Genomic DNA, 26,040 nt, shown 5'->3' with positions numbered 1-26,040 from the left:
CTGCAAACCATACCCGCACCTTAGCGATATTTTCCCGGCGAAGCGACCTTGGCATTCCAGCATCATCGAACTTGCATTCGCAATCGTCCGCATTCACCAGCGCTGCCGCCCCGAATTGCATATTCAGGCAAAGTCGCAGACGTACACAGGCATACCCGACAACCCAGGCAATCTTCGCCTCGCCTTGCCTAGAACACACTCAAGTAAGCGATGCTGCACAGCACCGCAATCACCGGAATCAATACCGTCACGACGAAAATGTCCTTGTAAGCCTGCTTGTGGGTCAAGCCCATGATCATCAGCATGGCAATCACTGCTCCGCAGTGTGGCAGCGAGTCAAACCCGCCGGAGGCAATGTTGGCTATACGGTGAAGGACTTCGGGCTCGACACCCATTTCCAGATATTTTGGCGCCAGGGTCTGCATGAATATCTGCAAGCCGCCTGAGGAGGAACCGACGATCCCGGAAACCACGCTGACCGAGACAAAAATCGACAACAGCGGCGGCAAATCAACCGTCAGAATCCACTGGGAAAACTGGGCAAAGCCAGGCGTCTGGGTGACCACGCCACCAAAGCCAATCACTGCAGCGGTGTTCAGCAACGGCATGATCGCATCGTCAGCGCCCTGCCCGAGCAACACGAGCGTATTGCGCCGCAATCCCGCAAACAGCATGACCGCAACCCCAGTGGCGATCACCAGAGCCAGGCTCGGCCAAAGAATAGGCTGCTGTTGACTGAAGCCCAGCAACGGGCCCAACAAGCCTTGCCCCGGGACGATCGCGTCACTCATCAGCAGCACGCGCGGCAGCATGATGATGCCCAACACCACCAGGATAGGCACCACAGCCAAGCTCCAATGCGGACCCGAACCCGGCGCGCTGGCCAATTGTTCCATGCGCAAATCCTGCGCATTGGCCTCAAAACCCTCGCCGCGCTCGCGCGCCAAGCGCCATTCACGCTGAACATAAGCCATGCCCATCGCAACCATCATCACGCTCACGGCCACACCAATCCAGGCCCCGGCAAACAGGTCGGTGCCCAAGGCGCTGGCAGCGATGACATTATGAATCGAGGGCGTGCCCGGCATCGCAGTCATGGTGAAGGTGCCGGCGCCCAAGGCGGTGGCAGCACAGAATAGGCGCTTGGGTAGGTTGGCCTCACGCATCAAGGTGATGCCCAGTGGGTACATGGTAAAAATAACCACGAAAACCACCACCCCGCCATAGGTCAGCAATGCACAGACCAGCATGGTGACCCACAGGGTCCGATTAATGCCGAGACTGCGCGTAATGGCCTGAGCGATACTGCTGGCCGCCTGGCTTGCGGCCATGACCTTGCCAAATATAGCGCCGCAAAGGAACAACACGAAGAACTTGCCGGCAAAGCTGAAGGCGCCCAAGGGGCCGAAAGGGAAATACTCGAGTAGTGCCTTTGGAGCCGGCAAGCCATTGCTCAGCGCCACCACCAGGGCGCAGAGCAAGGCCGCAATGAATATATTCACCCCGCGCAGTGCCATAAAAATCAATAAGGCCAAGCCAACCAACAACCCTGCATTCCCGAGCATATGTAATTCTCCGTGATTTTCGTACTTGTCAGACCACCTTCAAAAACCGCAACGCATGCCTGGGTCTGCCGAGATACCGCTCACTTAAGCCCAGCGAGTGGCATTGTGTAGCCCAATAAAACCCAGGGAATCCAGCGTCGACAGACCTCGCGCAGATTGTATCTGGAACCCTGCATGCGACAAACGAAGCAACAGAGTTCCTTAACCGGAGGCGCGACGCAGCATAAACAACGAAAACTGTATGTTTTTCATACAAAGCAGCACAACTTGGCGCTGCGTCCTTAGCCCGCATGAAAAAAACATGCCGCACTTGCACGGCCTACATTTACTTACTAAAAGTTATGGGTAGTATGTACGCCGGCTAATTTCCTATTATTTGGAAATTGCTTTTATGGAAAATTCCACCCCAAGGGGAACACGATGAACAACGTTCTGAAATTCTCTGCTCTGGCTTTGGTCGCAGTTCTGGCTACCGGTTGCAGCAGCATGTCCAAAGAAACTGAAGCACGTCTGACCGCTACCGAAGACGCTGCTGCTCGCGCTCAAGCCCGTGCCGATGAAGCCTATCGCAAGGCTGATGACGCTATGGCAGCTGCTCAGAAGGCTCAGCAAACTGCTGACGAAGCCAATGAGCGCGCTCTGCGTATGCTGGAAAAAGCCAGCCGCAAGTAATAGTCCTTCAAGGCTAATTAAAGCCGACCCCTCTAAGGGTCGGCTTTTTTATGCGTGCACCAAGCGCGGTAATCCCTCCAGAAGAAACTCACCTAGCGGCTTTCGCAACACCACTGCCACCAGCGCCTTATCCCAATAGCGCCGCTAGCGTCGCGCAGTGCGCTTCTTTTCAGCACACGCCTGTTAGCGCTTGGGGTTGGTCATTAACTTAAGCCCCAAGCAAGCCAAGGCTTGGCTAGACAATTGCTGCCGGGGTTTTATTACTGTGTTTCTGCCAATTGACCGGGAGTGCGAACGCTGCTGAAGCCGATTGCTTTCGCGCAGCGTAAGCGATCCCGAACTGTCCGACCGCCTGCTGCAAACTCCGAAACGCCTGCTACTCGAGCAGGTCGAAGGAACACCGACACGCTGCCACCTGAGCCCCGTTGGCTCGGCGACATCACCCAATACGCTGGATTGCCACAGGTTACGTAGACAGCCGTGCATGCCGGTAATGGTTGGCCAGCCGCCACACAGGTCGAGGGTCTGCGCTGGAGGCTCTAAATGACCACTTCGGCTTCACTGCCCGACTAGGCTTCGGCGCCGATTGCCGGCGCCAAATCGCGACCCCGCCGCCACTATCAGCAATAAGCTCAAAGCCCCCAGCATCGCTAGTCCAGAATCTTTTTGAGCGTCCCATTCGTCGCCCTGGGTACCCAGGAACGCTGAACCCAACTCTGGGCTGACCAACACGGCCGCGAGCATTTCCACCTGCTCGTAGAATGCACTTAAGGCCATCACCACGGCGAGGCTGAGGATGGCCAGCCACAGGCCAGTGAGCCTCGCCGAACGATGCAGTAACTCGCGCAGGGGATAGACCAACAGTAAGCCAAAGGAGAAATGCACCAGCCGGTCGTAGTGGTTGCGGCCAAGCGCAAAGGTTTCCTGATACCAGAAGCCCAGCGGCGTTTCGGCATAGGTGTAATGGGAGCCGTACAGGTGCATGCCGAGGAACAGGGCGAACAGCCAGTACGCCGTCAGGGAAAAGGCAAAGCGTCGATAGGTCGCCAGCAACAGACCGGCGAAAAACAACACCAGCAGGTTTTCCAACAACCAGTCCTCGCGGCTCAAGGGGTTGATCGCGGCCCACAGCCAGATCAGCAAGAGTATGACCACGATCAGCGCCAACTGGATTTTGCGGCTGGGGACTTCGATCATGCGCAGGTTCACTCCAGACGGTTGCCGCCAGGGCGGCTGGCATAGGGTCAAAGCAATCGACTGATCGACCTGCTTCGAACTGTAGCAGCCCGGCGCAACATGCCGCGTGCATCGAGCAGAGTGAGCCCCTGGTTAACCCAGCATGCTCACATGCTTCGGGTGACTGGCGACGCGATCGAGCCAGGCGCGAATGGACGGATAGGGGCTGAGATCGAAGCCGCCCTCATCGGCCACATGGGTGTAGGCGCACAGCGCGATATCGGCAATCGAATACTGTTCGCCAACCAGGTAGGAGGTGCGCTGCAGTTGCCGCTCCATCACCTTGAGCGCCTTGTGGCCGCGCGCATGGCAGTCCTCATATTCCTGACGGCGCGCCTCGGGCAGGCCCTGGTAGAGCTGGATAAAGCGCGCCACGGCGATGTAGGGTTCGTGGCTGTACTGTTCGAAGAACTGCCACTGCAGCACCTGGGTGCGCAGGCGCGGCTCGCTCGGCAGAAACTCCGTGCCGTCGGCGAGGAAGTTGAGAATCGCATTGGACTCCCACAGGCAGGTGCCGTCTTCCAGTTCCAGCACCGGGATCTTACCGTTGGGATTCTTCGCCAGAAACGCCTCACTCTGGGTTTCGCCCCTGAGGATGTCCACGGGCACCCACTGATGGGCAAGACCCAGCAGGTTGAGCATCAACTTGACCTTGTAACAGTTGCCCGAACGGGTGTCGCCGTAGACCTTGTACATCGCCCTGCCCTCCCTCTATTCATCTGCCGCTGCGCGGCGAGGCCGGCCTACTCGATCAAGCCGCTAGATTGGCCTGCGCTTCGCGGATCACCCCGGCCAGGCGCTTGATACCTTCGTTCAGGCGCGCCGGGGCGATATGGCTGAAATTAAGCCGCATATGCCCCGGATGCTGATCCGGATCGATGAAAAACGGCTCGCCCGGCATGAAGGCAACGTTCTGCGCCAGCGCTGGCGCGAGCAAGGTACGCGTATCCAGCGGCTGTTTGAGGGTCAGCCAGAAGAACAAGCCGCCCTGAGGAATCTGCCAATCGGCCAGATCGCTGAAATGCTCCTGCAACACCACTTGCATGGCATCGCGGCGGATACGGTAGAAGTCGCGCAACTCGGCCAGATGCTCGCGGTAGTGGCGGGTGCCCAACCATTGCAGGGCCTGCCACTGGCCGACGCGGTTGGTATGCAAATCCGCCGACTGCTTGAGACGCAGCAGATAGGGGAACAGGTCCGGGGTGGCGATCAGGTAACCGACGCGCAGGCCAGGCAGCAGGGTCTTGGACACGGTGCCGGTGTAGATCCAGCTGGCTTTTTGCAGGCGGCTGACGATCGGCGTGGCGCTGCCCTCGTCGAACACCAGTTCGCGGTAGGGTTCATCCTCGATCAGGGTCACGCCGAACTCGTCGAGCAAGGCCGCCACCGCGTCGCGCTTGGCTTCGCTGTAGCGCACCGCCGAAGGGTTCTGGAAAGTCGGTATCAGGTAGGCAAAAGCCGGCTTGTGCTGTTCCAGGCGCTGCCGCAGGGCGTCGATCTGTGGGCCATCGGCCTCCTGCGGCACGGCGATGCAATCGGCGCCGAACAATTGGAAAGCCTGCAGCGCCGCCAGGTAGGTCGGCGCTTCGAGCAGCACTTCGGTGCCCGGATCGATAAACAGTTTGCTGGCCAGATCCAGGGTCTGCTGCGAACCACTGACGATCAGCACCTGGCTGGCATCGCAGGGTACGCCGAGGGCTCGGGCTTCATCGGCGATGGCCTCGCGCAACTCCGGTTCGCCTTCGCTCATGCCGTACTGGCCCATGCTCGCCGGCATATCCGCCCATTCGACCTTGGGCAGCATTGGCTCGGCCGGCAGGCCACCGGCAAAGGACATTACTTCCGGGCGCTGCGCCGCGGCGAGGATTTCACGGATCAAGGAGCTTTTCAGGCGGGCAACGCGTTCGGAGAAGGCCATGGAGACACCGGTAGCAAATACGAAGATAAATAGGTCAAACTGTTTGACCGAAATTACGACACCCCGACCCAATACGTCAACAGGCTTGACCTTAATGCTTGACCTCAAAAACGTCACCACCCAGCAAGCCGCCATGGAGGCCTTCTTCTTCGGTTACCAGGCGTTCACCGCCAAGGCCGACGAGATGCTGGCGCGTCGCGGCCTGTCACGCGTGCACCACCGCATTCTGTTTTTTATCGCCAAGTACCCAGGGCTGAGCATGAAGGAACTGCTGGCCTACCTGGGGGTGAGCAAACAGGCACTCAATACGCCGCTGCGCCAGTTGCTGGAAATGGGGCTGCTGGAGAGCCTGGCGGCCGAGGACGACAAGCGCAAACGCCTGCTCGGCTTTACCCCTGAAGGGGCCAAGCTGGAACTGGCCCTGCGCCGCGAGCAGGCCAAACTGCTGCAACGAGCCTTCGGCGAAGTCGGTGAGGAGGCCGTATCGGGCTGGCTCGAGGTCAATCAGGCTCTGGGCAACAGCCATCAGTGACAGCTGAAGCCAGTCATCCGGAGCAACTGTACCGCTCGTTGTAGCGAACACTTGCAAACTGTTCCACTCATTGCCTGCCCCGCTGTACCGCAACGCGCCGCGCAACTGCCCTTAGGCTGAGCTGCACTGACCCCGAGTGCCGCCACCATGACCACCGAACTGCTGATCGCCTTTATCGCCTTTGCCTTCGTCACCTCAGTCACCCCGGGACCGAACAACATGATGCTGCTCGCCAGCGGGGTGAACTTCGGCGTGCGCCGCAGCCTGCCGCACATGTTTGGTATCAGCCTGGGCTTCATGGTGCTGGTGATGGCCGTGGGCTTCGGTCTTGGCCAGGTGTTCGAGCAGGTTCCCCAGCTCTATACCCTACTGCGCTACCTGGGTGCGACTTACCTGCTTTACCTGGCCTGGAAAATTGCCAACGCCGGCGCGCCAGACAGCAACGTCGGCGCGCACGGCAAACCGTTCAGCTTCCTCCAGGCCGCGGCTTTTCAATGGATCAACCCCAAGGCCTGGGTAATGGCCATCGGTGCGATCACCACCTATACGCCGCAGGACAATTTCGTGGTCAACGTGCTGCTGATCGCCGCCCTGTTCGCCCTGGTCAACTGCCCCAGCGTTGGTCTGTGGACCATGGCCGGCAGCCTGCTGCGCAACTGGCTGGGTAATCCGCGGATATTGCGCGGCTTCAATATCACTATGGCGCTACTCTTGGTCGTCTCGCTGTACCCAATTCTTACGGACGTCAAAGGAGTCCTGTAGATGCCCGAAGCGGTTCAGACACGCCTACGCCCACTGGCCGACACCTCAACCTCGGCGGTGGTCGCCGGCTTTATCGCCATGCTCACCGGCTACACCAGTTCACTGGTGCTGATATTCCAGGCTGGCCAGGCGGCGGGACTGAGCAGCGGACAAGTTTCTTCATGGATCTGGGCGCTGTCGATCGGCATGGCCATTGGCTGTATCGGCCTATCGCTGCGTTACCGCGCGCCGGTGATGATCGCCTGGTCGACCCCGGGTGCGGCGCTGTTGATCAGCAGCCTGCCGGGGGTGCCCTACAGCGAGGCGATTGGCGCCTATATCCTCGCCTCGGGATTGATCGTGTTGATCGGCCTGACCGGCAGCTTCGACCGCCTGATGCGGCGAATCCCAGGTTCCATCGCCGCCGCCCTGCTCGCTGGCGTGCTGTTCAAGATCGGCCTGGAGATCTGCGTGGCCGCCGAGCAGCAGCCAGTGCTGGTGGTGGCGATGCTGCTCGCCTACCTGTTGGGCAAACGTCTGCTGCCGCGCTATGCGGTGCTCGCCGCGCTGCTGGTCGGCACCCTGCTGGCCGGCATCTTCGGCCTGCTTAATTTCGAGCACTTCGAGCTGCAACTGGCCACGCCCGAATGGACCACGCCGGACTTCTCCCTGGCGGCAGCCATCAGCATCGGTATTCCGCTGTTCATAGTCGCCATGACCTCGCAGAACCTGCCCGGCATGGCCGTATTGCGTGCCAACGGTTACAACGTGCCGGCCTCGCCACTGCTCACCGTCACCGGCCTGACCTCGATGCTGCTGGCCCCCTTCGGCAGCCATGGCATTCATATGGCAGCGATCAGCGCCGCGATCTGCGCCGGCCCGGAGGCCCATGAAGACCCGCAAAAACGCTATACCGCCGCCATCTGGTGCGGGCTGTTCTACGGCATCGCCGGGATCTTCGGCGCCACCCTGGCCGCCCTGTTCACCGCCCTGCCCAAGGCGCTGATCCTGTCGATCGCGGCGCTGGCGCTGTTCGCCTCGATCATCGGCGGCCTGACCCAGGCCATGAGCGAACCCAAGGAGCGCGAGGCGGCGCTGATCACCTTCCTGGTCACCGCCTCGGGCATGACCCTGTTCTCAGTTGGCTCGGCCTTCTGGGGCATAGTCGCCGGCTTGCTGACCCTGGCAATTTTGAACTGGGGTAAGGATTGATGGGATCCACGGACAAGCTCTGTTGGGCTTTGCAGGCTTAGCGCCAACCTACGGGCATTGCAGACGGCGTAACGGGAGCGGATGAAATCCGGGGAAATTGCCGCCCACCAAGACGTAGGGCGGGTTCACCCGCCCTACGTCTTGGTGGGCTTCGCTGCGCTCAGCGCCAACCCTCCCGCTCGTCCAACGAACAAGGCGCCTGTCTAGGCGCCTTGTTCGTGCTGCTAGCGAAGCGCGCTCAGATCGCGGTCACCCCACCATCCACCGCCAAGGCATGGCCGGTGGTGAAGGCGGCGCCGTCGCAGCACAGGTAGAGCACCGCGGTGGCGATTTCCTCGACCTTGCCGATGCGCCCAACCGGGTGCATGGCGGCGGCGTACTCGGCCTTCCTCGGATCGGACTCGTAGGCGCGGCGGAACATGTCGGTGTCGATCACCGCCGGGCACACCGCGTTGACGCGGATTTTCTTCTTCGCGTATTCCACCGCTGCCGACTTGGTCAGGCCGATGACCGCGTGCTTGGAGGCGCTGTAGATGCTCATCTTCGGCGCGGCGCCAAGGCCGGCGACCGAGGCGGTGTTGACGATGGCGCCGCCACCCTGGGCCAGCAGCAGCGGGATCTGGTGCTTCATGCACAGCCACACACCCTTGACGTTGACACCCATGATGGCGTCGAACTCGGCTTCGTTGCCGTCTGCCAGCTTGCCCTGCTCGATCTCGATACCGGCATTGTTGAAGGCATAGTCCAGGCGGCCGTAAGCGGCTACCGTGGCGTCCATCAACGCCTTGACCTCGGCATCGCGGGTCACGTCGCAGCGCACGAAGGTGGCTTGGCCACCGGCTCCACGGATCAGTTCGGCAGTGCCTTCGCCGCCGGCCACGTCGACATCGGAAACCACCACCTTGAGGCCTTCGTTGGCGAAAGCCAGGGCCGTCGCCCGACCAATGCCGGCAGCGCCGCCGGTGACCAGGGCAACCTGGCCGGAAAAGCTCAAACTCATCTGTGTGTCCTCGCGAGAATTGAAAATCTGCGCAGAGTCTAGTCAGAGCAGCGCCCGGCGCGGCAGCACTATTTGAACAACAGTTTTGCCTTCATGCGAAATAATGATTAAGCACCCCACGCCCTCATCACTCTAATGGATTAACCCGTATTCGGCTGACTGGCTTACCTTGCCCAGCGCCCGGCGAAGGGCTATCACCGTGGTTTCCGCTCAGTGAGTACCGACCATGACTGCCCTGCTCAACCGCCAATTCCTCCTCGCCCAACGTCCGGTCGGCTTGCCCAGCCGCGACACCTTCAGTTATGAGGAAAAGCCGGTCGGCGAACCCGGCCCCGGACAGATCCTGGTGAAGAACGCTTACCTGTCCCTCGACCCGGCCATGCGCGGCTGGATGAACGACGCCAAGTCCTACATCCCGCCGGTCGGTCTCGGCGAGGTGATGCGCGCCCTCGGCGTCGGTGAAGTTGTCGCCTCGCAGCACCCGGACTTCGCCGTCGGCGAGCACGTCAACGGCGCCCTCGGCGTGCAGGACTATTTCCTCGGCGAACCCAAAGGCTTCTACAAGGTCGACCCCAAGCGCGCCCCGTTGCCACTGTACCTGTCGGCACTGGGCATGACCGGGATGACCGCCTACTTCGCCCTGCTCGACGTCGGTGCGCCCAAGTCCGGTGAAACCGTGGTGATCTCCGGGGCCGCCGGTGCGGTCGGCAGCGTCGCCGGGCAGATCGCCAAGCTCAAGGGCTGCCGCGTGATCGGCATCGCCGGCGGCGCCGACAAGTGCAAATTCCTGGTCGATGAACTGGGCTTCGACGGCGCCATCGATTACAAGAACGAAGACCTGCATGCCGGCCTCAAGCGCGAGTGCCCGAAAGGCGTGGACGTGTATTTCGACAACGTCGGCGGCGACATCCTCGATACAGTGCTGACGCGCCTCCGGTTCAAGGCGCGGGTGGTGATCTGCGGCGCCATCAGCCAGTACAACAACAAGGAGGCGATCAAGGGCCCGGCCAACTACCTGCAGTTGCTGGTCAACAGCGCACGCATGGAAGGCATGGTGGTGATGACCTACGCCCCGCGCTTCGCCGAGGCAGCCCAGGAAATGGGCGGCTGGCTGGCCAGTGGTCAGCTGAAGTCCAAAGAAGACATCGTGGTCGGCCTGAAAACCTTCCCCGACACCCTGCTCAAGCTGTTCAGCGGCGAGAACTTCGGCAAGCTGGTGCTCAAGGTCGAGTAACAAGTCACTTGTAGGAGCGGGCGATGCCCACGATGTTTTGCAGGCCATACCTTATCGCGGGCATGGCCCGCTCCTACGGGTATCAGCTTTAGCCGCCAGCAGCGCAGCATGGACTCACGCCGTAGGGCGTACTCGCGAAGCAGTACGCCACTGCTGCCGGCAATGGTGGACTGTTCGCTGCGCTCCTGAGCGGCCGGCGCTCCGGTCCATCCTACGTCGCGACCATTTCCGCTTCCTGTACCAGCGGCCGCCAGCGGCGCAGCAGCATGAAGAGCGTTGGAATCACAAATAGGGTGAAGAAGGTGCCAACCAGCAGGCCGCCGACTATCACCAGGCCGATCTGCTGACGGCTTTCGGCGCCAGCACCCGTGGCGATTGCCAGTGGCAACGAACCCAGGACCATGGCCCCGGTGGTCATCAGAATCGGCCGCAGGCGCTGGACCGAGGCATCGATAACCGCACTGCGCAGTTCCTGCCCCTGACGCAGCAGCACGTTGGCGAACTCGACGATGAGAATCCCGTGTTTGGTAATCAAGCCAATCAGCGTCACCAGACCAATCTGCGAGTAGATATTCAGGGTGCCGCCGAACAGGGTCAGCGCCAGCAAGGCGCCGGCCATCGACAGCGGTACGCTGAACAGGATGATCAGCGGATCAGTGAAACTCTCGAATTGCGCCGCCAGCACCAGGAAGATAAAGGCCAGGGCCAGGGCGAAGATCAGCGCGATACCCGAGCCGGATTCCTTGAACTCACGCGACGTACCGGTGTAGTCGTATTGGGTGTCAGCTGGGAATACACCGCGGGCAGTGTTTTCCAGATAAGCCAAAGCCTCGCCCAGGGTATAGCCGGAACCGACGTTGGCACTCACCGTGACCGCACGCAGTTGGTTGAAGTGATTGAGCTCGCGCGGCGCCACCGTCTCGCGCACCTCGATCAGGTTGGACAGTTGCACCATGCTCTCGTCGCGCCCACGCACGTAAACACGGTCGAGATCCTGCGGATTGCTGCGATCAACGTCCTGCAATTGCACCATCACGTCGTACTGCTCGCCGTTCTGCTTGAAGCGCGTCACCTGGCGGCTGCCGAACAGGCTTTCCAGGCTGCGGCCGATGGTCGCCACATCGCTGCCAACCGCCACCGCCTGCTCGCGATTGACCGTCACCTTGAGCTGCGGCGCGTTCAACTTCAGATCGCTGTCCAGGCTTTCCAGGCCGGGGTAATCACGCAGGCTATGCAACAGCTCATCGACATAGGCTTGCAGCTCGGCGTACTCCAGCGAGGAGCGGATCACGAAGTTGACCGGCTGATTGCGCGCACTCTGTCCGAGCGGCGGCCGATTGACCGGAAAGGCCCGAAACCCGGCGATGTCCTGGAACTTGGTCAGTAATTCATTGCGGATCTCGAACTGGCTGCGCGAGCGCTCACCCCAGTCCTCCAGTTTCATAAAGGAAATACCCTGGGCCACGGTGGGGAAACCGGCGATCACCATGTAGCGATTGGTTTCTGGGACGCTCGCGTAAGCCGCCTCAATCTCCCGCGCATAACGCCCGGTGTAGTCGATGGTGGCGCCGTCCGGGCCGTTGAACACGCCGATGATGGTGCTGGTGTCTTCGGTCGGCGCCAGCTCGGCCTTCAACCCGGAGAACAGCAGCAGGCAGGCCAGCAGGGCCAGCACCAGTACCCCAACCACCAGCCACCAGGCCGCCAGGGCGCGGGCCAGCAGGCGTTTATAGCCATGGGTCAGGCTATTGAGGAAGTCCTCGATCAGGTTGTACAGGCGGTTGTGCCGCTCGCCCACTTGATGTGGTTTGAGCAGCAGCGCGCACATCATCGGGGTCAGGGTCAGGGCGACGAACCCCGAGACCAGCACCGCGCCAGCCAGGGTCCAGGCGAACTCGGTGAACAGTTTGCCGGTGGTGCCCTGCATAAAGCCGATGGGGGCGAACACCGCAGCCAGGGTCAGGGTCATGGCGATCACTGCAAAGGCGATCTCGCGGCTGCCGGTGAGAGCCGCCTGCATCGGTTGCATACCTTGTTCGATATGCCGGTGGATGTTCTCCAGCATGACGATGGCGTCGTCCACCACCAGGCCGATGGCCAAAACCATGGCCAGCAGTGTCAGAGTATTGATGGTGAAACCCATCAGGCTCATCAGGGCGAAGGCGCCGATCAGCGACACTGGGATGGTCACCAGCGGAATGATGGTGGCGCGTAGCGAGCGCAGGAAAATGAAGATGATCAGGATGACCAGCGCCACCGCTTCCCAGATGGTGATAAAGACGTTGTCGATCGACTCGCGGATAAACAGCGAATTGTCGTGGGCGATGGCCATTTCCATGCCTTCAGGCAGCAACCCCCGGACTTCCGGCAGGGCGGCGTTCAAGCCATCGGAGATGTCCAGGGGATTGGCTGTGGCCTGTTTGATCACGCCCATGGACACTGCCGGGCGGCCTTTGTAGCGCACGATACTGCGCTCGTTCTGCGCGCCTATCTCGGCATGCCCGACATCGGCCAGGCGCAGCAGATAGCCCTGTGAATCATCGAGAATCAGTTGGTTGAATTGCTCGGGCGTATTCAGGTCGGTTTCCGCAAGCACGGTGAACTCGCGCTCGCGTGACTCGATACGTCCGGCGGGGATCTCCACGTTCTGCCGGCGCAGGGCGTCTTCCACGTCCTGCACGGTGAGGTTGTGCGCCGCGAGCTTCTCCGGATCGAGCCAGATGCGCATGGCCAGGGTGCGGCCGCCGCGGACCTGCACCTCGGAGACACCGGCAATGGTCTGCAGGCGATCCTTGATCACCCGCTCCAGCACGTCGGTGATCTCCAGGGCGCTGTAGCGTTCGCTGTAGAAGGCAAGCCACACCACCGGCTGGGCATCGGCCTCGACCTTCTGCACGATGGGTTCGGCGATTTCATCCGGCAGCAGGCCGCGCACCCGCCCGAGGCGGTCGCGCACATCGTTGGCGGCCTCATCGGAATTGCTGCCGAGGCGGAACTGCGCGGTGATCTGGGTATTTTCCGAGCGGCTGATAGAACTGACGAAGTCCAGCCCCTCGATGCCCGAGAGCACATCCTCGATCGGCTGGGCGACCTGGGACTCCATGATTTCCGGGCTGGCGCCGGGATAGGTGACGTTGACCGTAACGATGGGCACGTCGACGTTGGGGTATTCGCGTACGCTCAGGCGGTCATAGGCCATCAGGCCGAGCAGGACCAGGATCAGCGACAGTACGCTGGCGAACACCGGCCGGCGGATGCAGATGTCCGACAGCGTCATGGCGTGCGCTCCACCACCTTGGTGCGCACCGTCATGCCCTCGTGCACTTTCTGCCAACCGGCGCTGATCAGCACCTCATCGCCGCCCAGGCCCTCGCGCACCTCGACCTTGCCGCCCAGGCGCTTACCCAGCGTGACCTCGCGCTGCTCGACCTTGTCGTTCACCACCAGATTGACCAGCAGCTGCTCGCCGACCGGCATCACCGCCTCCTCGGGGATTACCAAGGCCGCGGCACGCTCGGCAACAATCACCGCCACCCTGACGAACTGGCCGGGGCTCAGGCGCCGATCGGTGTTAGCGAGATGGGCACGAACCGCCTGACTGCGCCCGGCCTCATCCAGGCGTGGATTGATCGCGTAGATCTCGCCACTGAAACGCTCCCCCGGATAGGCATCCAGGCTGATCTCGATCAGTTGGCCCAGACGAATCTGGCTGACGGCTTTTTGCGGAATGCGAAAGTCGACCTTGAGCGGATCAAGCACCTCCAGGTTGACGACATCCTGGCCGGCACTCAGGTAGTCGCCCGGGCTGACATGGCGCAAGCCCAAGACCCCGTCGTAGGGCGCATGAATTCGGGTTTTGTCCAGGCGCGCCTGGGCCAACGCCAAGCTGGCGCGGGCAACTTGCTGCTGAGCATTGGCTTCATCCAGCGCTTGGGCATTGCTGGCGCCGCGGGTGAACAACAGTTGCGCACGCTGATGGTTTTTTTCCGCCAGATAGAGATTGGCCTGCGCCTGGGCCAACTCGGCACGGGCAATCGCATCGTCCAGGCTGACCAGCAAGGTTCCGGCCGCGACGGCCTGGCCTTCGCGAAAATGCAAGGAGGCCAGACGCCCTTCTATCTCCGGGCGGATCATCACCGACTCATCGGAGCGTAGCGAGCCGAAGGTAATCAGCTCGTCGCGCACCAGGGCTTTTTCCACTTGCACGACTTCAACCAAGGGGCCTTCAGCTGCATGCGCCAACGGCAAAAGGGTCGAGAGCAGCAACAGCGATGCCACCAATAGAACGCGCGGACGGGCAGCCATATACAACCCCAGTTATTCCATAGAGGCTGAGTCTAACGGCCTCGCCGTGCGCTTCAGCCGTTCGAGATGTTTCCCGATATTATTTGCAAAAAAACCTCGTCACTGACGCATGCCACGTCCGCTGATCAGCAAGCGAATGCACACGCCATACAGCACGGCAGTGGCGATCAGCATGAAGCCGATGGCGACACCGATGCGAATGTCCGACACGCCGAGGATGCCGTAGCGAAACGCATTGACCATATGCAGCACCGGGTTGACCAGCGACACCGTCTGCCAGAACGGCGGCAGCAGGTTGATCGAGTAGAACACCCCGCCCAGGTAGGTCAGCGGAGTGAGAACAAAGGTCGGAATGATCGAAATATCGTCGAAGTTGCGCGCAAATACCGCGTTGATGAAGCCGCCCATGGCGAAAATGGTCGCGGTCAGCAACACCACCAGCACGGTCACACCGAGGTGATGCACCTGCAAGTCGGTGAAGAACAGCGACAGCAGGGTGACGATCAAGCCCACCGCCAGCCCGCGCAACACACCGCCGGCGACGAAGCCGATGAGGATGATGTGCGGCGACACCGGCGACACCATCAATTCCTCGATCGAACGCTGGAATTTGCTGCCGAAGAAGCTTGACACCACGTTGCCGTAGGAATTGGTGATCACCGACATCATGATCAGCCCCGGCACTATGTACTCCATATAGGTGAAGCCACCCATGTCGCCGATCTGCCGGCCGATCAGGTTGCCGAAGATGACGAAGTACAGAACCATGGTGATCGCCGGCGGCAGTAGGGTCTGCGGCCAGATGCGGGTGAAGCGGCGGATCTCGCGGTAGACGATGGTCCGCAACGCCACCATGTTGGCGGCGAACTCGGTATTCACATAAGCCGTGCTCATACTGCCACCTTCACCAGGTTCTTCTCGACCAGGGAGACGAACAACTCCTCCAGGCGATTGGTTTTATTGCGCAAGCTGAGCACCTCGATGTTCTGCAAGGCCAACTGGCGAAACAGTTCGGTAATGCCCTGACTCTTGTCGATTTGCACTTCCAGGGTGTGATGGTCGAGCATTTGCGCCGGGTAACCGATCAAATGCGGCGGCACCAGTAACGACTCTTTCAGGTCGAGCAGGAAGGTCTCCACATGCAGCTTTTTCAGCAATTCGCGCATGCTGGTGTTCTCGACGATACGCCCGTGATCGATGATGCCGATGTTGCGGCACAACTGCTCGGCCTCCTCCAGATAATGGGTGGTGAGGATGATGGTGATGCCTTGCTGGTTCAGCTCGGTGAGAAAACTCCACATCGAGCGACGCAATTCGATGTCGACGCCTGCAGTCGGCTCATCGAGGATCAGCAAGCGTGGCTGATGAACCAGGGCGCGAGCGATCATCAAACGCCGCTTCATGCCACCGGACAGTTCGCGCGAGGGCACATCGCGCTTGTCCCACAGCCCCAACTGGTTGAGGTACTGCTCGGCACGCTCCTTGGCGATGCGCGCGGGAATGCCGTAGTAACCCGCCTGGGTCACGACGATGTCGAAGACCTTCTCGAACTGGTTGAAATTGAATTCCTGCGGCACCACGCCGAGACAGCGCTTGAGCGCCGACGGTTGCTTGTCCAGATCATGGCCAAACACATTGACCGTGCCGCTGGACTTGGTCACCAGGGTCGAGAGAATGCCGATGGTGGTGGATTTGCCGGCGCCATTGGGGCCGAGCAACGCGAAGAAATCGCCTTCGGCTACGTCCAGATCGATGCCATGCAGAGCCTGGAAGCCATTGCCGTAGGTTTTGGTCAACTGCCGGATGGACAGAGCAGTACTCATAAAAAATGCACGCACCTGTAAAAAAGAAGAAATCAAAAGATGGGGGCGGCGCCGCTCACTACAAGGGCAACGCGCAGCAAGTCTAGCGCCATGGCGCCATCAATCGCAGTGATATCGAGAGAAATTCTGGGGTGCCGGCAAAACTGCCACACACAAATCCAATCGGCAGGCCATGCCCCCGACAAACTCGATTCACCACAGCTCACGAGTACAGCGCGGTTTGAAAGCCAGTTTGGCGCAGACAAGTGCGCGGCCCGGGGTTATCGTCCGGGCATGAATAACGCCCCGCAAGCAACGCTGCTGTTGCCCTACAACGCACCCTGGGATTGGCAACAGTTCCACGACCACTTCGCCCTGCGCGCCCTGGCGGGCGTCGAACGGTTGAGCCGCGAGCGCTATTGCCGCAGCTTCCGGCTGGCAAACGCCAGCGGTTGGTTCAGCGTAAGCCCGCAGCCCGGGCATAACGCCCTGGCCTTGAGCTACAGCGCCTCGGCCATCCCCTGCCTGGCCGAATTGCAGCAGCGGGTGCGGCGCATGTTCGACCTGGATGCCGAACCGCAGCGCATCGGCAGACATTTCGCCAATGACCCCTACCTGGCCACGCTGGTCGCGCGCAATCCGGGGCTGCGCCTGCCGACGGCCTTCGACCCGTTCGAGCAGGCGGTGCGGGCCATCGTCGGTCAGCAGGTCACGGTAAAAGCCGCGGTGACCATCAGCGGGCGCCTGGTCACCCGCCTGGGCGAGCCGTTACCGGTAACCGACGGCGACGGCATCGACCGCCTGTTCCCCAGCGCCGAGGCAATCGCCGGGGCTAACCTGGATGGCATCGGCATGCCGGGTAAACGCGTGCAGACGTTGCAGCACTTCGCCGGGCTAGTCGCCAGCGGCGCGTTGCACCTGGATCTGCGGCATGGCAGCGAAGCCCTGATCGAACGGCTCTGCACCCTGCCCGGCATCGGCCCCTGGACCGCCGAATACATTGCCCTGCGCGCCTTCGGCGTAGCCGATGCCTTTCCCGCCAGCGACCTGGGCCTGCTCAAGGCGCCGCTGTGGGGCGCAGACGGCATCGACGCCAGGCAACTCAAGGCCCGCGCCGAAGCCTGGCGACCGTGGCGCGCCTACGCCGCCGCCCACCTGTGGCACAACTATTCGCAGAGGGCATAGCCATGTTCTACCGCTATCACCACAGCCCCATCGGCCGCCTGCTGCTGGCCGGCGATGAAACGGGCCTGCAGCAATTGTTGATGGAAATAGACGACAAACCCTGGCGGATCGCCGAGCACTGGCAGACCGCGGCTGACGAACTGGATGAGGTGTGCCGGCAACTCGACGATTATTTTGCCGGCCGCCGGCAACGCTTCGAGCTGCGCCTGGCGCCGCACGGCACGGCCTTTCAACAGGCGGTGTGGCAGGCGTTACAGCGCATTCCCTTCGGCCAGACCAGCAGTTACAGCGCCCTGGCCGAACGGATCGCCCGGCCCAAGGCGGTGCGGGCGGTCGGCGCGGCCAATGGCGCCAACCCTATTGCGGTGATCATCCCCTGCCACCGGGTGATCGGCCGCGACGGCAGCCTGACCGGCTATGCCGGGGGCCTGGCGCGCAAGGCGCTGCTGTTGCAGCTGGAAGGCATGCAGGTACCGGAGCAGGCCACATTGGCGCTTTGAGGCAGGCAGTTAGGGCGCTGGAATGCGCGCCAACACCTGGGCAGGAACGCCAAGCGGCACGGCCGGGATCAGGTCTTCGCCGGAGGCGGGATTAATGCCAGTCAAGGCGCTGATATTCACTTGATGACACGCCAGCACGATGGGTGCCCCGCACGCAGGGCGCCTCACGCTTGGGAATCGCGGGCCTAGCTGGAGCCGGGCAGACTCAGCCAGGCCAACCACCCAAAACGACCAGGCGAGCCATGCGTTTAGAAACGCACGCTGCCACGCGGCCCCAGCAGCGCCCAGATGATCAGACCGATCACCGGCAGAAACAGGATCAACAACACCCAGAGGACTTTCTTGCCGACCTCGGTGTTGCTTTTGACGATATTGATAATGGCCCAGATACTCAGAGCCAGAATAATCAGGCCGACAAGGCCATTCATTGTAGAACCCATGAGGACACTCCTGTGCAAAGGGTTGCCCATCTAGGATAGCCATCGATGCCCGGAGTTCCACAAGCGTTATATTACCCAGGCGCTGCGGCGAGGAACCGCAGCCATCGAGCAAGCGGCGTATCAGTCATCCAGCCGCGGAAAACGGCTGGCAATATCATCGCCGGTGAACTCGCCGACCCAACCGTCAGTATTGCTGAACAGACGAATCATCACGAAGTGCGGATGCTCGCCCATGTCGAACCAGTGCCGCGTGCCGGCCGGCACCGAGATCAGGTCACCCTTCTCGCACAACACGGCGTAAACGTAATCGTCGATATGCAGGCTGAACAGGCCGCTGCCCACCACGAAGAAACGCACTTCGTCCTCGGCATGCCGATGCTCGTCGATAAATTTGGCGCGCAGCTCGGCTTTGTCCGGGTGATCATCGCTCAAGCTGAGCACATCAACCTCGACATAGCCGCGCTCGCTCATCAGTTGCTCGATCTGCGGGCGATAGGCGGCGATCACCTGATCCTGACTGCAGCCTGGAACCAGCGGCGCCGAAGCCTGCCAGCGCTCGAAATGCACACCGACGGCGGCCAGGGTGCTGGCGATATCTTCCAGATGGGTCAGTACCTTGTTCGGCAGATCGGCAGAAGACTCGTGATAGACGCTCAGGCTGCTCATGGTCAGAACTCTCGTTGGTTATCCGTAGGCTGAGTAAAGGCACGCTGCGAGCCAAAACCCAATGAGGTCATGCACGCCCGGCTCATGGTCGCGGCTCGTGCATGCGCGTGGCAGTGATGGCCGCGACCAGGGCTACCAGGCTGGCGATGGCGAACGTCCAAGCCGGGCCGAGGCTGTTCCAGCTATAACCGGAATAGAGCGCGCCCAGGGCACCACCGACCCCGGTCAGTGCGGCATACAATGCCTGCCCCTGGCCCTGCTGACGGTCGGCGAAACTGCGCTGCACGAAGTGAATGGCCGCCGCATGAAAACTGCCAAAAGTCGCGGCATGCATCAACTGAGCGAACAACAATACCAGCAGGTTATCGGCCAGGTTGCCCAGCAGCAACCAGCGCACGGCGGTGATCAGAAAGCTGGCCAACAGCACGCTGCGCAGCGAATAACGCGCCAGCAGCTTGGCCATGACCATGAACAGCACGATCTCCGCCAACACCCCGAGGGCCCAGAGCTGGCCGATCAGGCCACGCGAATAACCGAGCGACTCCAGGTGCAAGCTCAGAAAGGTGTAGTACGGGCCGTTGCTCAGCTGCATCAGCCCCGCACTGAGGTAAAACGCGAGAATACCGGGGCGGCGCAACTGCTGGATAAAGCCGCCCTCGCCCACCACATTGGGGCGCATGCGCGGCTCAGCGTTGGGCACCCACCAACTGCTCAGCACGATGCCGGCCATGATCAGGATCAGCGCCCAGGGATAGGCATCCAGGCTGAGCAGTTCGAACAGCTGGCCCAGACCGACCACCGCGACGATAAAGCCGATGCTGCCCCACAGGCGAATCTTGCTGTAGCGCGCCGCCTGCTCCTTTAGATGGGCGAAGGTGATGACTTCGAATTGCGGCAGCACGGCATGCCAGAAGAACGCGTGCAGCGCCATGATCAGCGCCAGCCAGGCATAAGTCTGGCTGATGAAGATGCCGGCAAAGCACAGCAGCGTGCAGATCGCACCAAAGCGCACGATAGCCAGGCGCTGGCCGCTGTAATCGCCCAACCAGCCCCAGATATTGGGCGCGATGCAGCGCATCAGCATCGGAATGGCGATCAGCTCGCCGATGCGAGCGGAGGAAAAGCCCAGGTGATCGAAGTACAACGCCAGAAACGGCGCCGTGGCGCCGAGCAACGCGAAATAGAAGAAATAGAAACCGGACAGCCGCCAATAGGGCAATGCACTAGTCATGGTTTAACCAACCCAGGTTGGGTTGAGGCGCCCAACGGCGCAACCCAACACTGCGAGCCGCGCTCAGCCTGCGCGGCCCGGCCCAACCTACCCTTGCTCAAAGCTGCGGCAACACCGGTGTGGTCACCCGTACATCGGCGTTCTGCGCACGGTGGCGCAGCAGGTGATCCATCAGCACAAGGGCCATCATCGCCTCGGCGATCGGCGTGGCGCGGATGCCGACGCAGGGGTCGTGACGGCCCTTGGTGATCACCTCCACCACATTGCCATCGACGTCGATCGAGCGCCCCGGCGTGGTAATACTGGAGGTTGGCTTGAGCGCCAGGTGGGCGACGATTGGCTGCCCGCTGGAAATGCCGCCGAGAATGCCGCCGGCGTTATTCGACAAAAAGCCCGCAGGCGTAAGCTCGTCGCGATGCTCGGTGCCGCGCTGGGCGACACTGGCGAAACCGGCGCCGATTTCCACGCCCTTGACCGCGTTGATGCTCATCAGCGCATGGGCCAGCTCGGCGTCCAGACGGTCGAAGATCGGCTCGCCCAGCCCCGGCATCACCCCTTCGGCGACCACGGTGATCTTCGCCCCGACCGAATCCTGATCGCGGCGCAGTTGGTCCATATAGGCTTCCAGTTCCGCCACCTTATCCGGGTCAGGGCAGAAGAAGGCGTTCTGCTCGACGCTGTCCCAGCTCTTGAACGGAATCTCGATCGGACCGAGCTGGCTCATATAACCGCGAATCACGATGCCCTGGGTCGCCAGGTATTTCTTGGCAATGGCGCCGGCAGCCACGCGCATGGCGGTCTCGCGGGCCGAGCTACGGCCACCGCCACGGTAGTCGCGGATGCCGTACTTGTGCTGATAGGTGTAATCGGCGTGGGCCGGGCGGAAGACATCCTTGATCGCCGAGTAATCCTTGGACTTCTGATCGGTATTGCGGATCAGCAGGCCGATGGCGCAACCAGTGGTCTTGCCCTCGAACACCCCGGCGAGGATTTCCACCACATCGTCTTCCTGACGCTGGGTGGTGTGGCGGCTGGTGCCCGGCTTGCGCCGGTCGAGGTCGCGCTGCATGTCGTCCAGCGACAATTCCAGGCCCGGTGGACAACCATCGACGATGGCGACCAGCGCCGGGCCATGGCTTTCGCCTGCGCTGGTGACGGTGAACAACTTGCCGTAGGTATTGCCGGACATTTGCAGGATACTCCGCGGGAATCAGCACCGGGCCCGGCGCAACGCTTGCCCGCGCGCGCCAAACCCCTACTCGATAAAGGCCGCGAGTATACCCGCGGTGCCAGCCCAGTTCACCCTAGTAGCCTGTCGGACTTGCCCCTTCGTGGTGAGGCAAAGTCCGGCCTGGGGCAGTCTGATTGCCCGTTTGAAGCGAATAGCAGGCCATTTAACGAGAAACTGCAGAAAAAATGCGGCCTTCACGCTAAAGACAGTGGCATCTGCGCAGCAGGGCTGAGGGGCCGCTAGAACCTTATGTCGGTGCTGACGTCCAACTCACTTCCGTTGCCATAGTACCTACCCATGCTGCGAGTCCTCCTCTTGAGCCTTACCTTGCTTGCCGGCCTGACCCAGGCCGCGCCCCATACCATCGAGCAACGACCGATTCGTCTGGCAACCGATCAGGGCACCCTGCATGGCACTTTATTACGACCGCTAAGCGCCAAGCCGGTCCCTGTCGCGCTGCTGGTCGCCGGCTCCGGGCCGACCGACCGCGATGGCAACAATCCCGCTGGCGGGCACAGCGACAGCCTCAAGCGCCTGGCCCAGGCGCTGGCCAAGCATGGCATCGCCAGTGTGCGCTACGACAAGCGCGGGATCGCCGCCAGCCGCACGGCCACCCCGGACGAGCGCGACTTGACTGTCGAGCAGTATGTCGCCGACGTGGCCGCCTGGGGCCAGCTGCTCAAGGCCGATGGGGATTTCAGTCGCCTGATCCTGATCGGCCACAGCGAAGGCGCCTTGATCGCCAGCCTGGCGGCCCCCGCAGCCGGCGCCGATGCGCTGATCTCGCTTGCCGGCAGCTCACGCCCCATCGACCAGGTACTGCGCGAACAACTGCACTATCGCCTGCCGCCGAAATTGCTCACGCACAGCCAGCGGTTGCTTGACTCGCTGCTGGCCGGCCAGCCGACCGATGCAGTGCCCGATGAGCTGCAAGTGCTGTTTCGTCCCAGCGTGCAGCCCTATCTGATCTCACTGTTCCGCTACAACCCCAGCGAGGTTTTTGCCCGCCTGCAGATCCCCGCACTGATCGTCCAGGGCAGTCACGACATCCAGGTCGGCGTCGCCGATGCCGAGGCCTTGCAAGCCGTCAAGACGGATGCGCAACTGGTGATAGTCGAAGGCATGAACCACGTCCTGCGCATCGTCCCGCTGGACGGCAAGGCGCAATTGGCGTCCTACGACAACCCGCGCCTGCCCCTGGCGCGCCTGCTGACCGAGCGGATCGCCAGCTTCATCGACGTCACCGGCACAGCGCCAGCCTCCAGCGTCGCGCAAACCGGCCGATAAAGGTTGGGCCAGCCCGATGCCCTATGCTGGTATCGCGCACAGGACTGCCTTTATGACCGACGCCAATTCTCCACAATCTGCGCCTGACACCGCCGCCCAAGCCCAAGCCATGGCCGAGAAAGCCCATCCCTGGGCGAATCTCGCGCCCGAGCACTTTCGCCTGTTGCGTCTGGCCCCTCTACCGGTCGACCGTCACACCGGCGCGCGGCCTTTGCGCTTCGTGCAACTGGGCCGGGTGGAACGGCACGCCAAGGGCCAGAGCCTGCTGCGCCTGACCCTGCACCTGCCCGGCGTGGGGGGGCGCAAGGAACTGAACCTGCTGGAAGTATGGATCGACCATCGCAGCAAGGAGATGCACCTCGGCCCGGAAAAGGGCTTGCTGGTAGAGCCGGCCAATCGAGGCCTGGGACGTTTTCTGCTAGCCCAGGGTATCGCCTGGGCCCAGCAACACTGCGCGCACTACCTGGTAGAGGGTGCTGCCCTGGCGGCCAAAGACGCCCTCAGCGAAGACGCCCGCCTACGCCGCGACCACTGCCTGCAAGCCCAGGGCTTCGTCATCGAATACCTCGACCCCCTGCAACTCAAAGCGCGTTACAGCGCAGAGCGGGTCAGCAGCCTGCACAGCGATTGGTCTAGCGAAAAGGTGCAGATGGTCGACCTGCTCGATGCTGCGGCCATGTTGCAACAAGCCGATCTGAGCCTGCGCGAACAGGACGCCAAGCTGCGCAAGTTGGAATCGCGCATCGAATTGTTCCGCCGCGACGACAGCAGCCTGCGTTTCACCATCGCCTGCCTGGTGGCGTTTTGCATGTTCCAGGCGGGCTTGCTGATCTGGATGGCCACGCGCTAATGCAGCAGCCAGCACCGTAGGGCGCTACTCGCGGTAGGCGGTACGCCGTGGATAGTCCGAACGGATCGCCGCCCGGCCGTCCTGCGCAGCGATGCCCGCCAGCAAACAAAAAAGCCCGCAGTGGGCGCGGGCCAGGGACTCTACTCATGAGTCAGAGGGCCACAAGCATTCGCTATCAGCTACCGCAATCGATCGAGCCGCTGCCGGGAAGCTCAGCAAGGGCACCTGACCTACACGGCCGCCTACGACCCAGCAAGCGAGCGTACCGCAGCGCAAAACTGCCTCTCTAGCGGTCCACGCGGCAACAGTTGGCGCGAATAGACAACTGGCGAGCGCACTGGGTAAAGCTCTCAGCTAGGCAGCCGACACTATAAGAGCCCCCCAAATTCCCGCACAGCGTCGTGCGCAAGGACCCCTGATGAACATAAAACAAAAACTGACCTGGGCCTTCGCCATCATCGCCTGCGTCCCCATCATGCTGGTCGCCGTTCTGGTCATCGTCAATCTACGTAGCGATGCCAGAACTGAGTTCGTCGACACCAGCGCCCGCGAGATCCGCCAGGTAGAGAACGCCATGCGGTTATTTTTCGATGGCATCAACCAAAACGTCGAATACCTGGCCAAGCACCCGCTCGTTGCTCAATCCGACGACAGCCTCAAGCAATATATTGATGCCAACGCTGCAAGCATCCCAACCGGCGAGCAAGACACGCAAATCCTCGCCCTGTTTGCTGGCCTGGGGACCAGCCACCCGGCCTATTCCTATGTATCGATGGGAAATATCCAAGGCGGCTATGTGAGCTGGCCAGAAGACTCCAAAGTGAGCAATTACGACCCGCGCAAACGCCCCTGGTATCAAAAAGCCATGGACAATCAGGGCAAGACCGTGCGCACCGACGCCTACTACTGGGCCCCCGACGATGCCGTACTGTTAGCCAGCGCTCGCAGCATTGCCAACACCCTCGGCAACCCGGGTGGGGTGATCAGCATCGACGTCTCACTCAAGCAGCTGACCGACATCGTCAAGCAGATCAAACTGGGCGAAAGTGGTTACCTGATGCTGATGGAGGATAACGGCACCATTCTGGTCGACCCTCAAAACCCTACTAACAACTTCAAGAAAATAAGTGACTTGAAGGACGGATACAACACGCTGAGCAATGCACAAAAAGGCCTGGTCGAAGTAGAGCTGAACGGGGCACGTTATATGGCCAACGTCTGGCCTTCCGAACAACTTGGCTGGCGCTTTGTCGGCCTGATCAGTGAACAAGAAGCGATGGCCGGGGTCACCCGCCTGACCTGGATCATCGCGGGGCTGGCAATCGTGCTCGCCGCCGTGTTTGCCCTGGTGGGAGCCAGCTTTGCCGGGCTTATCGTCAGACCGATTCGCGCGGTAGCCAGTGGCCTGGAAGGCATTGCCCAAGGTGAAGGCGACCTGACTCAGGCCCTTACCGTGCGTGGCCAGGATGAAACCGCGCAACTGGCCAATTGGTTCAATCAGTTCCTCACAGCCATTCGTCAATTGATCCTCAACATTGGCCAAGCTGCCCAGCATATCCAGCAGACCTCAACCACCTCCTCCAAGGTTTCTGGCGACATGACCGAAGCTGCAGGGCGGCAGCGTGAATCGATCGACATGGTCTCCACCGCCTTTCACGAGATGGTCGCCACCGCCAACGAAGTGGCGCGCTCCTGCTCTCAGGCCGCGGAGTCGGCGGACAATGGACAAAAACAGGCGCGTGACGGGCAACTGCAAATCGATGCTGCCGTCAGCAATGTCGAGAAGCTGAGCCGAGAAATATCCCAGTCTGCCGCGGCGATGCAACAGCTCGAGCAGGACAACAATAATATCCAGTCGATTCTCGGCACCATTCGCTCGATCGCCGAACAAACCAACCTGCTTGCCCTCAATGCTGCGATTGAAGCGGCACGTGCCGGCGAACAGGGACGGGGCTTTGCCGTTGTGGCTGACGAGGTTCGCGCGCTGGCCAAGCGCACCGCGGACTCCACCGCTGAAATTGACGGACTGCTGAGCAGTCTGGCCCAGCGCACCCGGGAGATGGGCAAGCAAATGCATGCCAGCCTGGAGGTCTCGCAGAGTACGGTTAGCAGCATTACCGACGCCCGCTCAAGCTTCGGCTTGATCCGCGAGTCGGTCGATGTAATACGCGATATGAATGCGCAAATCGCCACTGCCGCCGAAGAACAGCACCAGGTCGCCGAAGACATCAACCGTCACATCAGCATGATCCATGGCGATGCGCAGCTGGTCGCAGGCCTGGCAGAGTCGGCGCGCAGTGACTCGCACAACCTCTCCAGCCTCTCCACTCAGCTCAATGAACTGGTTAATCGCTTCAAGACTTGATGGCGTCATTCGCTGCGCAGAAACAATGATGGCAGGCACTCGAGTGCCTGCCATCAGGTTCCGCACAA

General features: G+C 61.5%; 23 protein-coding genes and 1 pseudogene. 11 read left to right on the top strand and 13 right to left on the bottom strand.

The window, feature by feature from the left end; all coding sequences use genetic code 11:
- Positions 1–188 precede the first annotated feature (188 nt).
- On the bottom strand, positions 189–1,565 hold the full coding sequence (locus B2D37_RS05475) for a GntP family permease (RefSeq protein ID WP_079201767.1): 1,377 nt from the start codon (positions 1,563–1,565) through the stop codon (positions 189–191).
- 420 nt (positions 1,566–1,985) lie between these two features.
- Between B2D37_RS05475 and B2D37_RS05470 the strand changes: the two genes are divergently transcribed.
- A complete protein-coding gene (locus B2D37_RS05470) occupies positions 1,986–2,237 on the top strand; it encodes an Lpp/OprI family alanine-zipper lipoprotein (RefSeq protein WP_079201766.1) in 252 nt (83 codons plus the stop codon).
- A gap of 558 nt (positions 2,238–2,795) precedes the next feature.
- Here the strand turns inward: B2D37_RS05470 and B2D37_RS05465 are convergent.
- The 3 genes from B2D37_RS05465 to B2D37_RS05455 all read right to left on the bottom strand — a co-directional run bounded on the left by B2D37_RS05465 (position 2,796) and on the right by B2D37_RS05455 (position 5,391).
- Entirely contained in the window at positions 2,796–3,434 is a 639-nt protein-coding gene (locus B2D37_RS05465) for a DUF2238 domain-containing protein (protein ID WP_079201765.1), read from the bottom strand.
- Between the two features lie 132 nt (positions 3,435–3,566).
- Positions 3,567–4,169 carry a glutathione S-transferase family protein gene (locus B2D37_RS05460; protein ID WP_079201764.1) on the bottom strand — a complete coding sequence of 201 codons (603 nt, stop codon included), beginning with the start codon at positions 4,167–4,169 and terminating at the stop codon, positions 3,567–3,569.
- 55 nt (positions 4,170–4,224) lie between these two features.
- A complete protein-coding gene (locus B2D37_RS05455; protein ID WP_079201763.1) occupies positions 4,225–5,391 on the bottom strand; it encodes a PLP-dependent aminotransferase family protein in 1,167 nt (388 codons plus the stop codon).
- Positions 5,392–5,485: 94 nt separating this feature from the next.
- On the opposite strand from B2D37_RS05455, the gene B2D37_RS05450 reads away from it, so the two are divergent.
- From B2D37_RS05450 to B2D37_RS05440, 3 genes are all read left to right on the top strand, one after another.
- Complete coding sequence (locus tag B2D37_RS05450; RefSeq protein ID WP_079201762.1) at positions 5,486–5,923, top strand: MarR family winged helix-turn-helix transcriptional regulator; 438 nt, start codon at positions 5,486–5,488, stop codon at positions 5,921–5,923.
- A gap of 147 nt (positions 5,924–6,070) precedes the next feature.
- Positions 6,071–6,685: a LysE family translocator gene (locus B2D37_RS05445; protein WP_079201761.1), complete on the top strand. Its 615-nt coding sequence runs from the start codon at positions 6,071–6,073 to the stop codon at positions 6,683–6,685.
- A complete protein-coding gene (locus B2D37_RS05440; RefSeq protein ID WP_079201760.1) occupies positions 6,686–7,876 on the top strand; it encodes a benzoate/H(+) symporter BenE family transporter in 1,191 nt (396 codons plus the stop codon).
- A 238-nt stretch (positions 7,877–8,114) separates the two neighbouring features.
- On the opposite strand, the gene B2D37_RS05435 is transcribed toward B2D37_RS05440, so the two are convergent.
- Positions 8,115–8,876: an SDR family oxidoreductase gene (locus B2D37_RS05435; protein ID WP_079201759.1), complete on the bottom strand. Its 762-nt coding sequence runs from the start codon at positions 8,874–8,876 to the stop codon at positions 8,115–8,117.
- 226 nt (positions 8,877–9,102) lie between these two features.
- Here B2D37_RS05435 and B2D37_RS05430 point away from each other — a divergent pair, with 226 nt between their 5' ends.
- A complete protein-coding gene (locus tag B2D37_RS05430; protein ID WP_079201758.1) occupies positions 9,103–10,110 on the top strand; it encodes an NADP-dependent oxidoreductase in 1,008 nt (335 codons plus the stop codon).
- A 211-nt stretch (positions 10,111–10,321) separates the two neighbouring features.
- Here B2D37_RS05430 and B2D37_RS05425 read toward each other — a convergent pair whose 3' ends face one another.
- The 4 genes from B2D37_RS05425 to B2D37_RS05410 all read right to left on the bottom strand — a co-directional run bounded on the left by B2D37_RS05425 (position 10,322) and on the right by B2D37_RS05410 (position 16,238).
- Entirely contained in the window at positions 10,322–13,387 is a 3,066-nt protein-coding gene (locus B2D37_RS05425) for an efflux RND transporter permease subunit (RefSeq protein ID WP_079201757.1), read from the bottom strand.
- The gene (locus B2D37_RS05420) at positions 13,384–14,415 is read right to left on the bottom strand and encodes an efflux RND transporter periplasmic adaptor subunit (RefSeq protein ID WP_079204906.1); all 1,032 of its coding nucleotides are present in this window, start codon (positions 14,413–14,415) and stop codon (positions 13,384–13,386) included. The genes B2D37_RS05425 and B2D37_RS05420 overlap by 4 nt, the downstream gene beginning before the upstream one ends.
- Before the next feature lie 99 nt (positions 14,416–14,514).
- Positions 14,515–15,309, bottom strand: a complete 795-nt coding sequence (locus B2D37_RS05415; protein ID WP_371915425.1) for an ABC transporter permease — start codon at positions 15,307–15,309, stop codon at positions 14,515–14,517.
- Positions 15,306–16,238, bottom strand: a complete 933-nt coding sequence (locus B2D37_RS05410; protein ID WP_079201756.1) for an ABC transporter ATP-binding protein — start codon at positions 16,236–16,238, stop codon at positions 15,306–15,308. Before B2D37_RS05410 ends, B2D37_RS05415 begins: the two co-directional genes overlap by 4 nt.
- Before the next feature lie 273 nt (positions 16,239–16,511).
- Between B2D37_RS05410 and B2D37_RS05405 the strand changes: the two genes are divergently transcribed.
- Together B2D37_RS05405 and B2D37_RS05400 are read left to right on the top strand one after the other, a co-directional pair.
- Entirely contained in the window at positions 16,512–17,402 is an 891-nt protein-coding gene (locus tag B2D37_RS05405; protein ID WP_079201755.1) for a DNA-3-methyladenine glycosylase, read from the top strand.
- A 2-nt stretch (positions 17,403–17,404) separates the two neighbouring features.
- Entirely contained in the window at positions 17,405–17,902 is a 498-nt protein-coding gene (locus B2D37_RS05400; RefSeq protein WP_079201754.1) for a methylated-DNA--[protein]-cysteine S-methyltransferase, read from the top strand.
- 248 nt (positions 17,903–18,150) lie between these two features.
- Here B2D37_RS05400 and B2D37_RS05395 read toward each other — a convergent pair whose 3' ends face one another.
- The 4 genes from B2D37_RS05395 to aroC all read right to left on the bottom strand — a co-directional run bounded on the left by B2D37_RS05395 (position 18,151) and on the right by aroC (position 21,428).
- Positions 18,151–18,342, bottom strand: a complete 192-nt coding sequence (locus tag B2D37_RS05395) for a PLDc N-terminal domain-containing protein (protein WP_079201753.1) — start codon at positions 18,340–18,342, stop codon at positions 18,151–18,153.
- 120 nt (positions 18,343–18,462) lie between these two features.
- Positions 18,463–19,008, bottom strand: a complete 546-nt coding sequence (locus tag B2D37_RS05390) for an acireductone dioxygenase (RefSeq protein WP_079201752.1) — start codon at positions 19,006–19,008, stop codon at positions 18,463–18,465.
- A gap of 82 nt (positions 19,009–19,090) precedes the next feature.
- Entirely contained in the window at positions 19,091–20,239 is a 1,149-nt protein-coding gene (locus tag B2D37_RS05385) for an MFS transporter (protein ID WP_079201751.1), read from the bottom strand.
- Positions 20,240–20,336: 97 nt separating this feature from the next.
- Positions 20,337–21,428 (bottom strand): chorismate synthase, encoded by a 1,092-nt coding sequence (gene aroC / locus B2D37_RS05380; protein ID WP_079201750.1) that lies wholly within the window; start codon positions 21,426–21,428, stop codon positions 20,337–20,339.
- Positions 21,429–21,767: 339 nt separating this feature from the next.
- Between aroC and B2D37_RS05375 the strand changes: the two genes are divergently transcribed.
- From B2D37_RS05375 to B2D37_RS24065, 4 genes and pseudogenes are all read left to right on the top strand, one after another.
- Entirely contained in the window at positions 21,768–22,757 is a 990-nt protein-coding gene (locus tag B2D37_RS05375; RefSeq protein WP_079201749.1) for an alpha/beta hydrolase, read from the top strand.
- A 109-nt stretch (positions 22,758–22,866) separates the two neighbouring features.
- Entirely contained in the window at positions 22,867–23,607 is a 741-nt protein-coding gene (locus B2D37_RS05370; protein WP_154067161.1) for a hypothetical protein, read from the top strand.
- Positions 23,608–24,025: 418 nt separating this feature from the next.
- Positions 24,026–25,117, top strand: a pseudogene (locus B2D37_RS24070) (cache domain-containing protein); the annotation flags it as partial.
- An 87-nt stretch (positions 25,118–25,204) separates the two neighbouring features.
- Complete coding sequence (locus B2D37_RS24065; protein ID WP_371915442.1) at positions 25,205–25,972, top strand: methyl-accepting chemotaxis protein; 768 nt, start codon at positions 25,205–25,207, stop codon at positions 25,970–25,972.
- Positions 25,973–26,040: the final 68 nt, after the last annotated feature.

It is taken from the genome of Pseudomonas sp. CC6-YY-74, assembly GCF_002025205.1.
In the GTDB taxonomy this organism is placed as follows: domain Bacteria; phylum Pseudomonadota; class Gammaproteobacteria; order Pseudomonadales; family Pseudomonadaceae; genus Aquipseudomonas; species Aquipseudomonas paeninsulae.
This window is presented reverse-complemented; position numbering and strand designations above follow the sequence as displayed.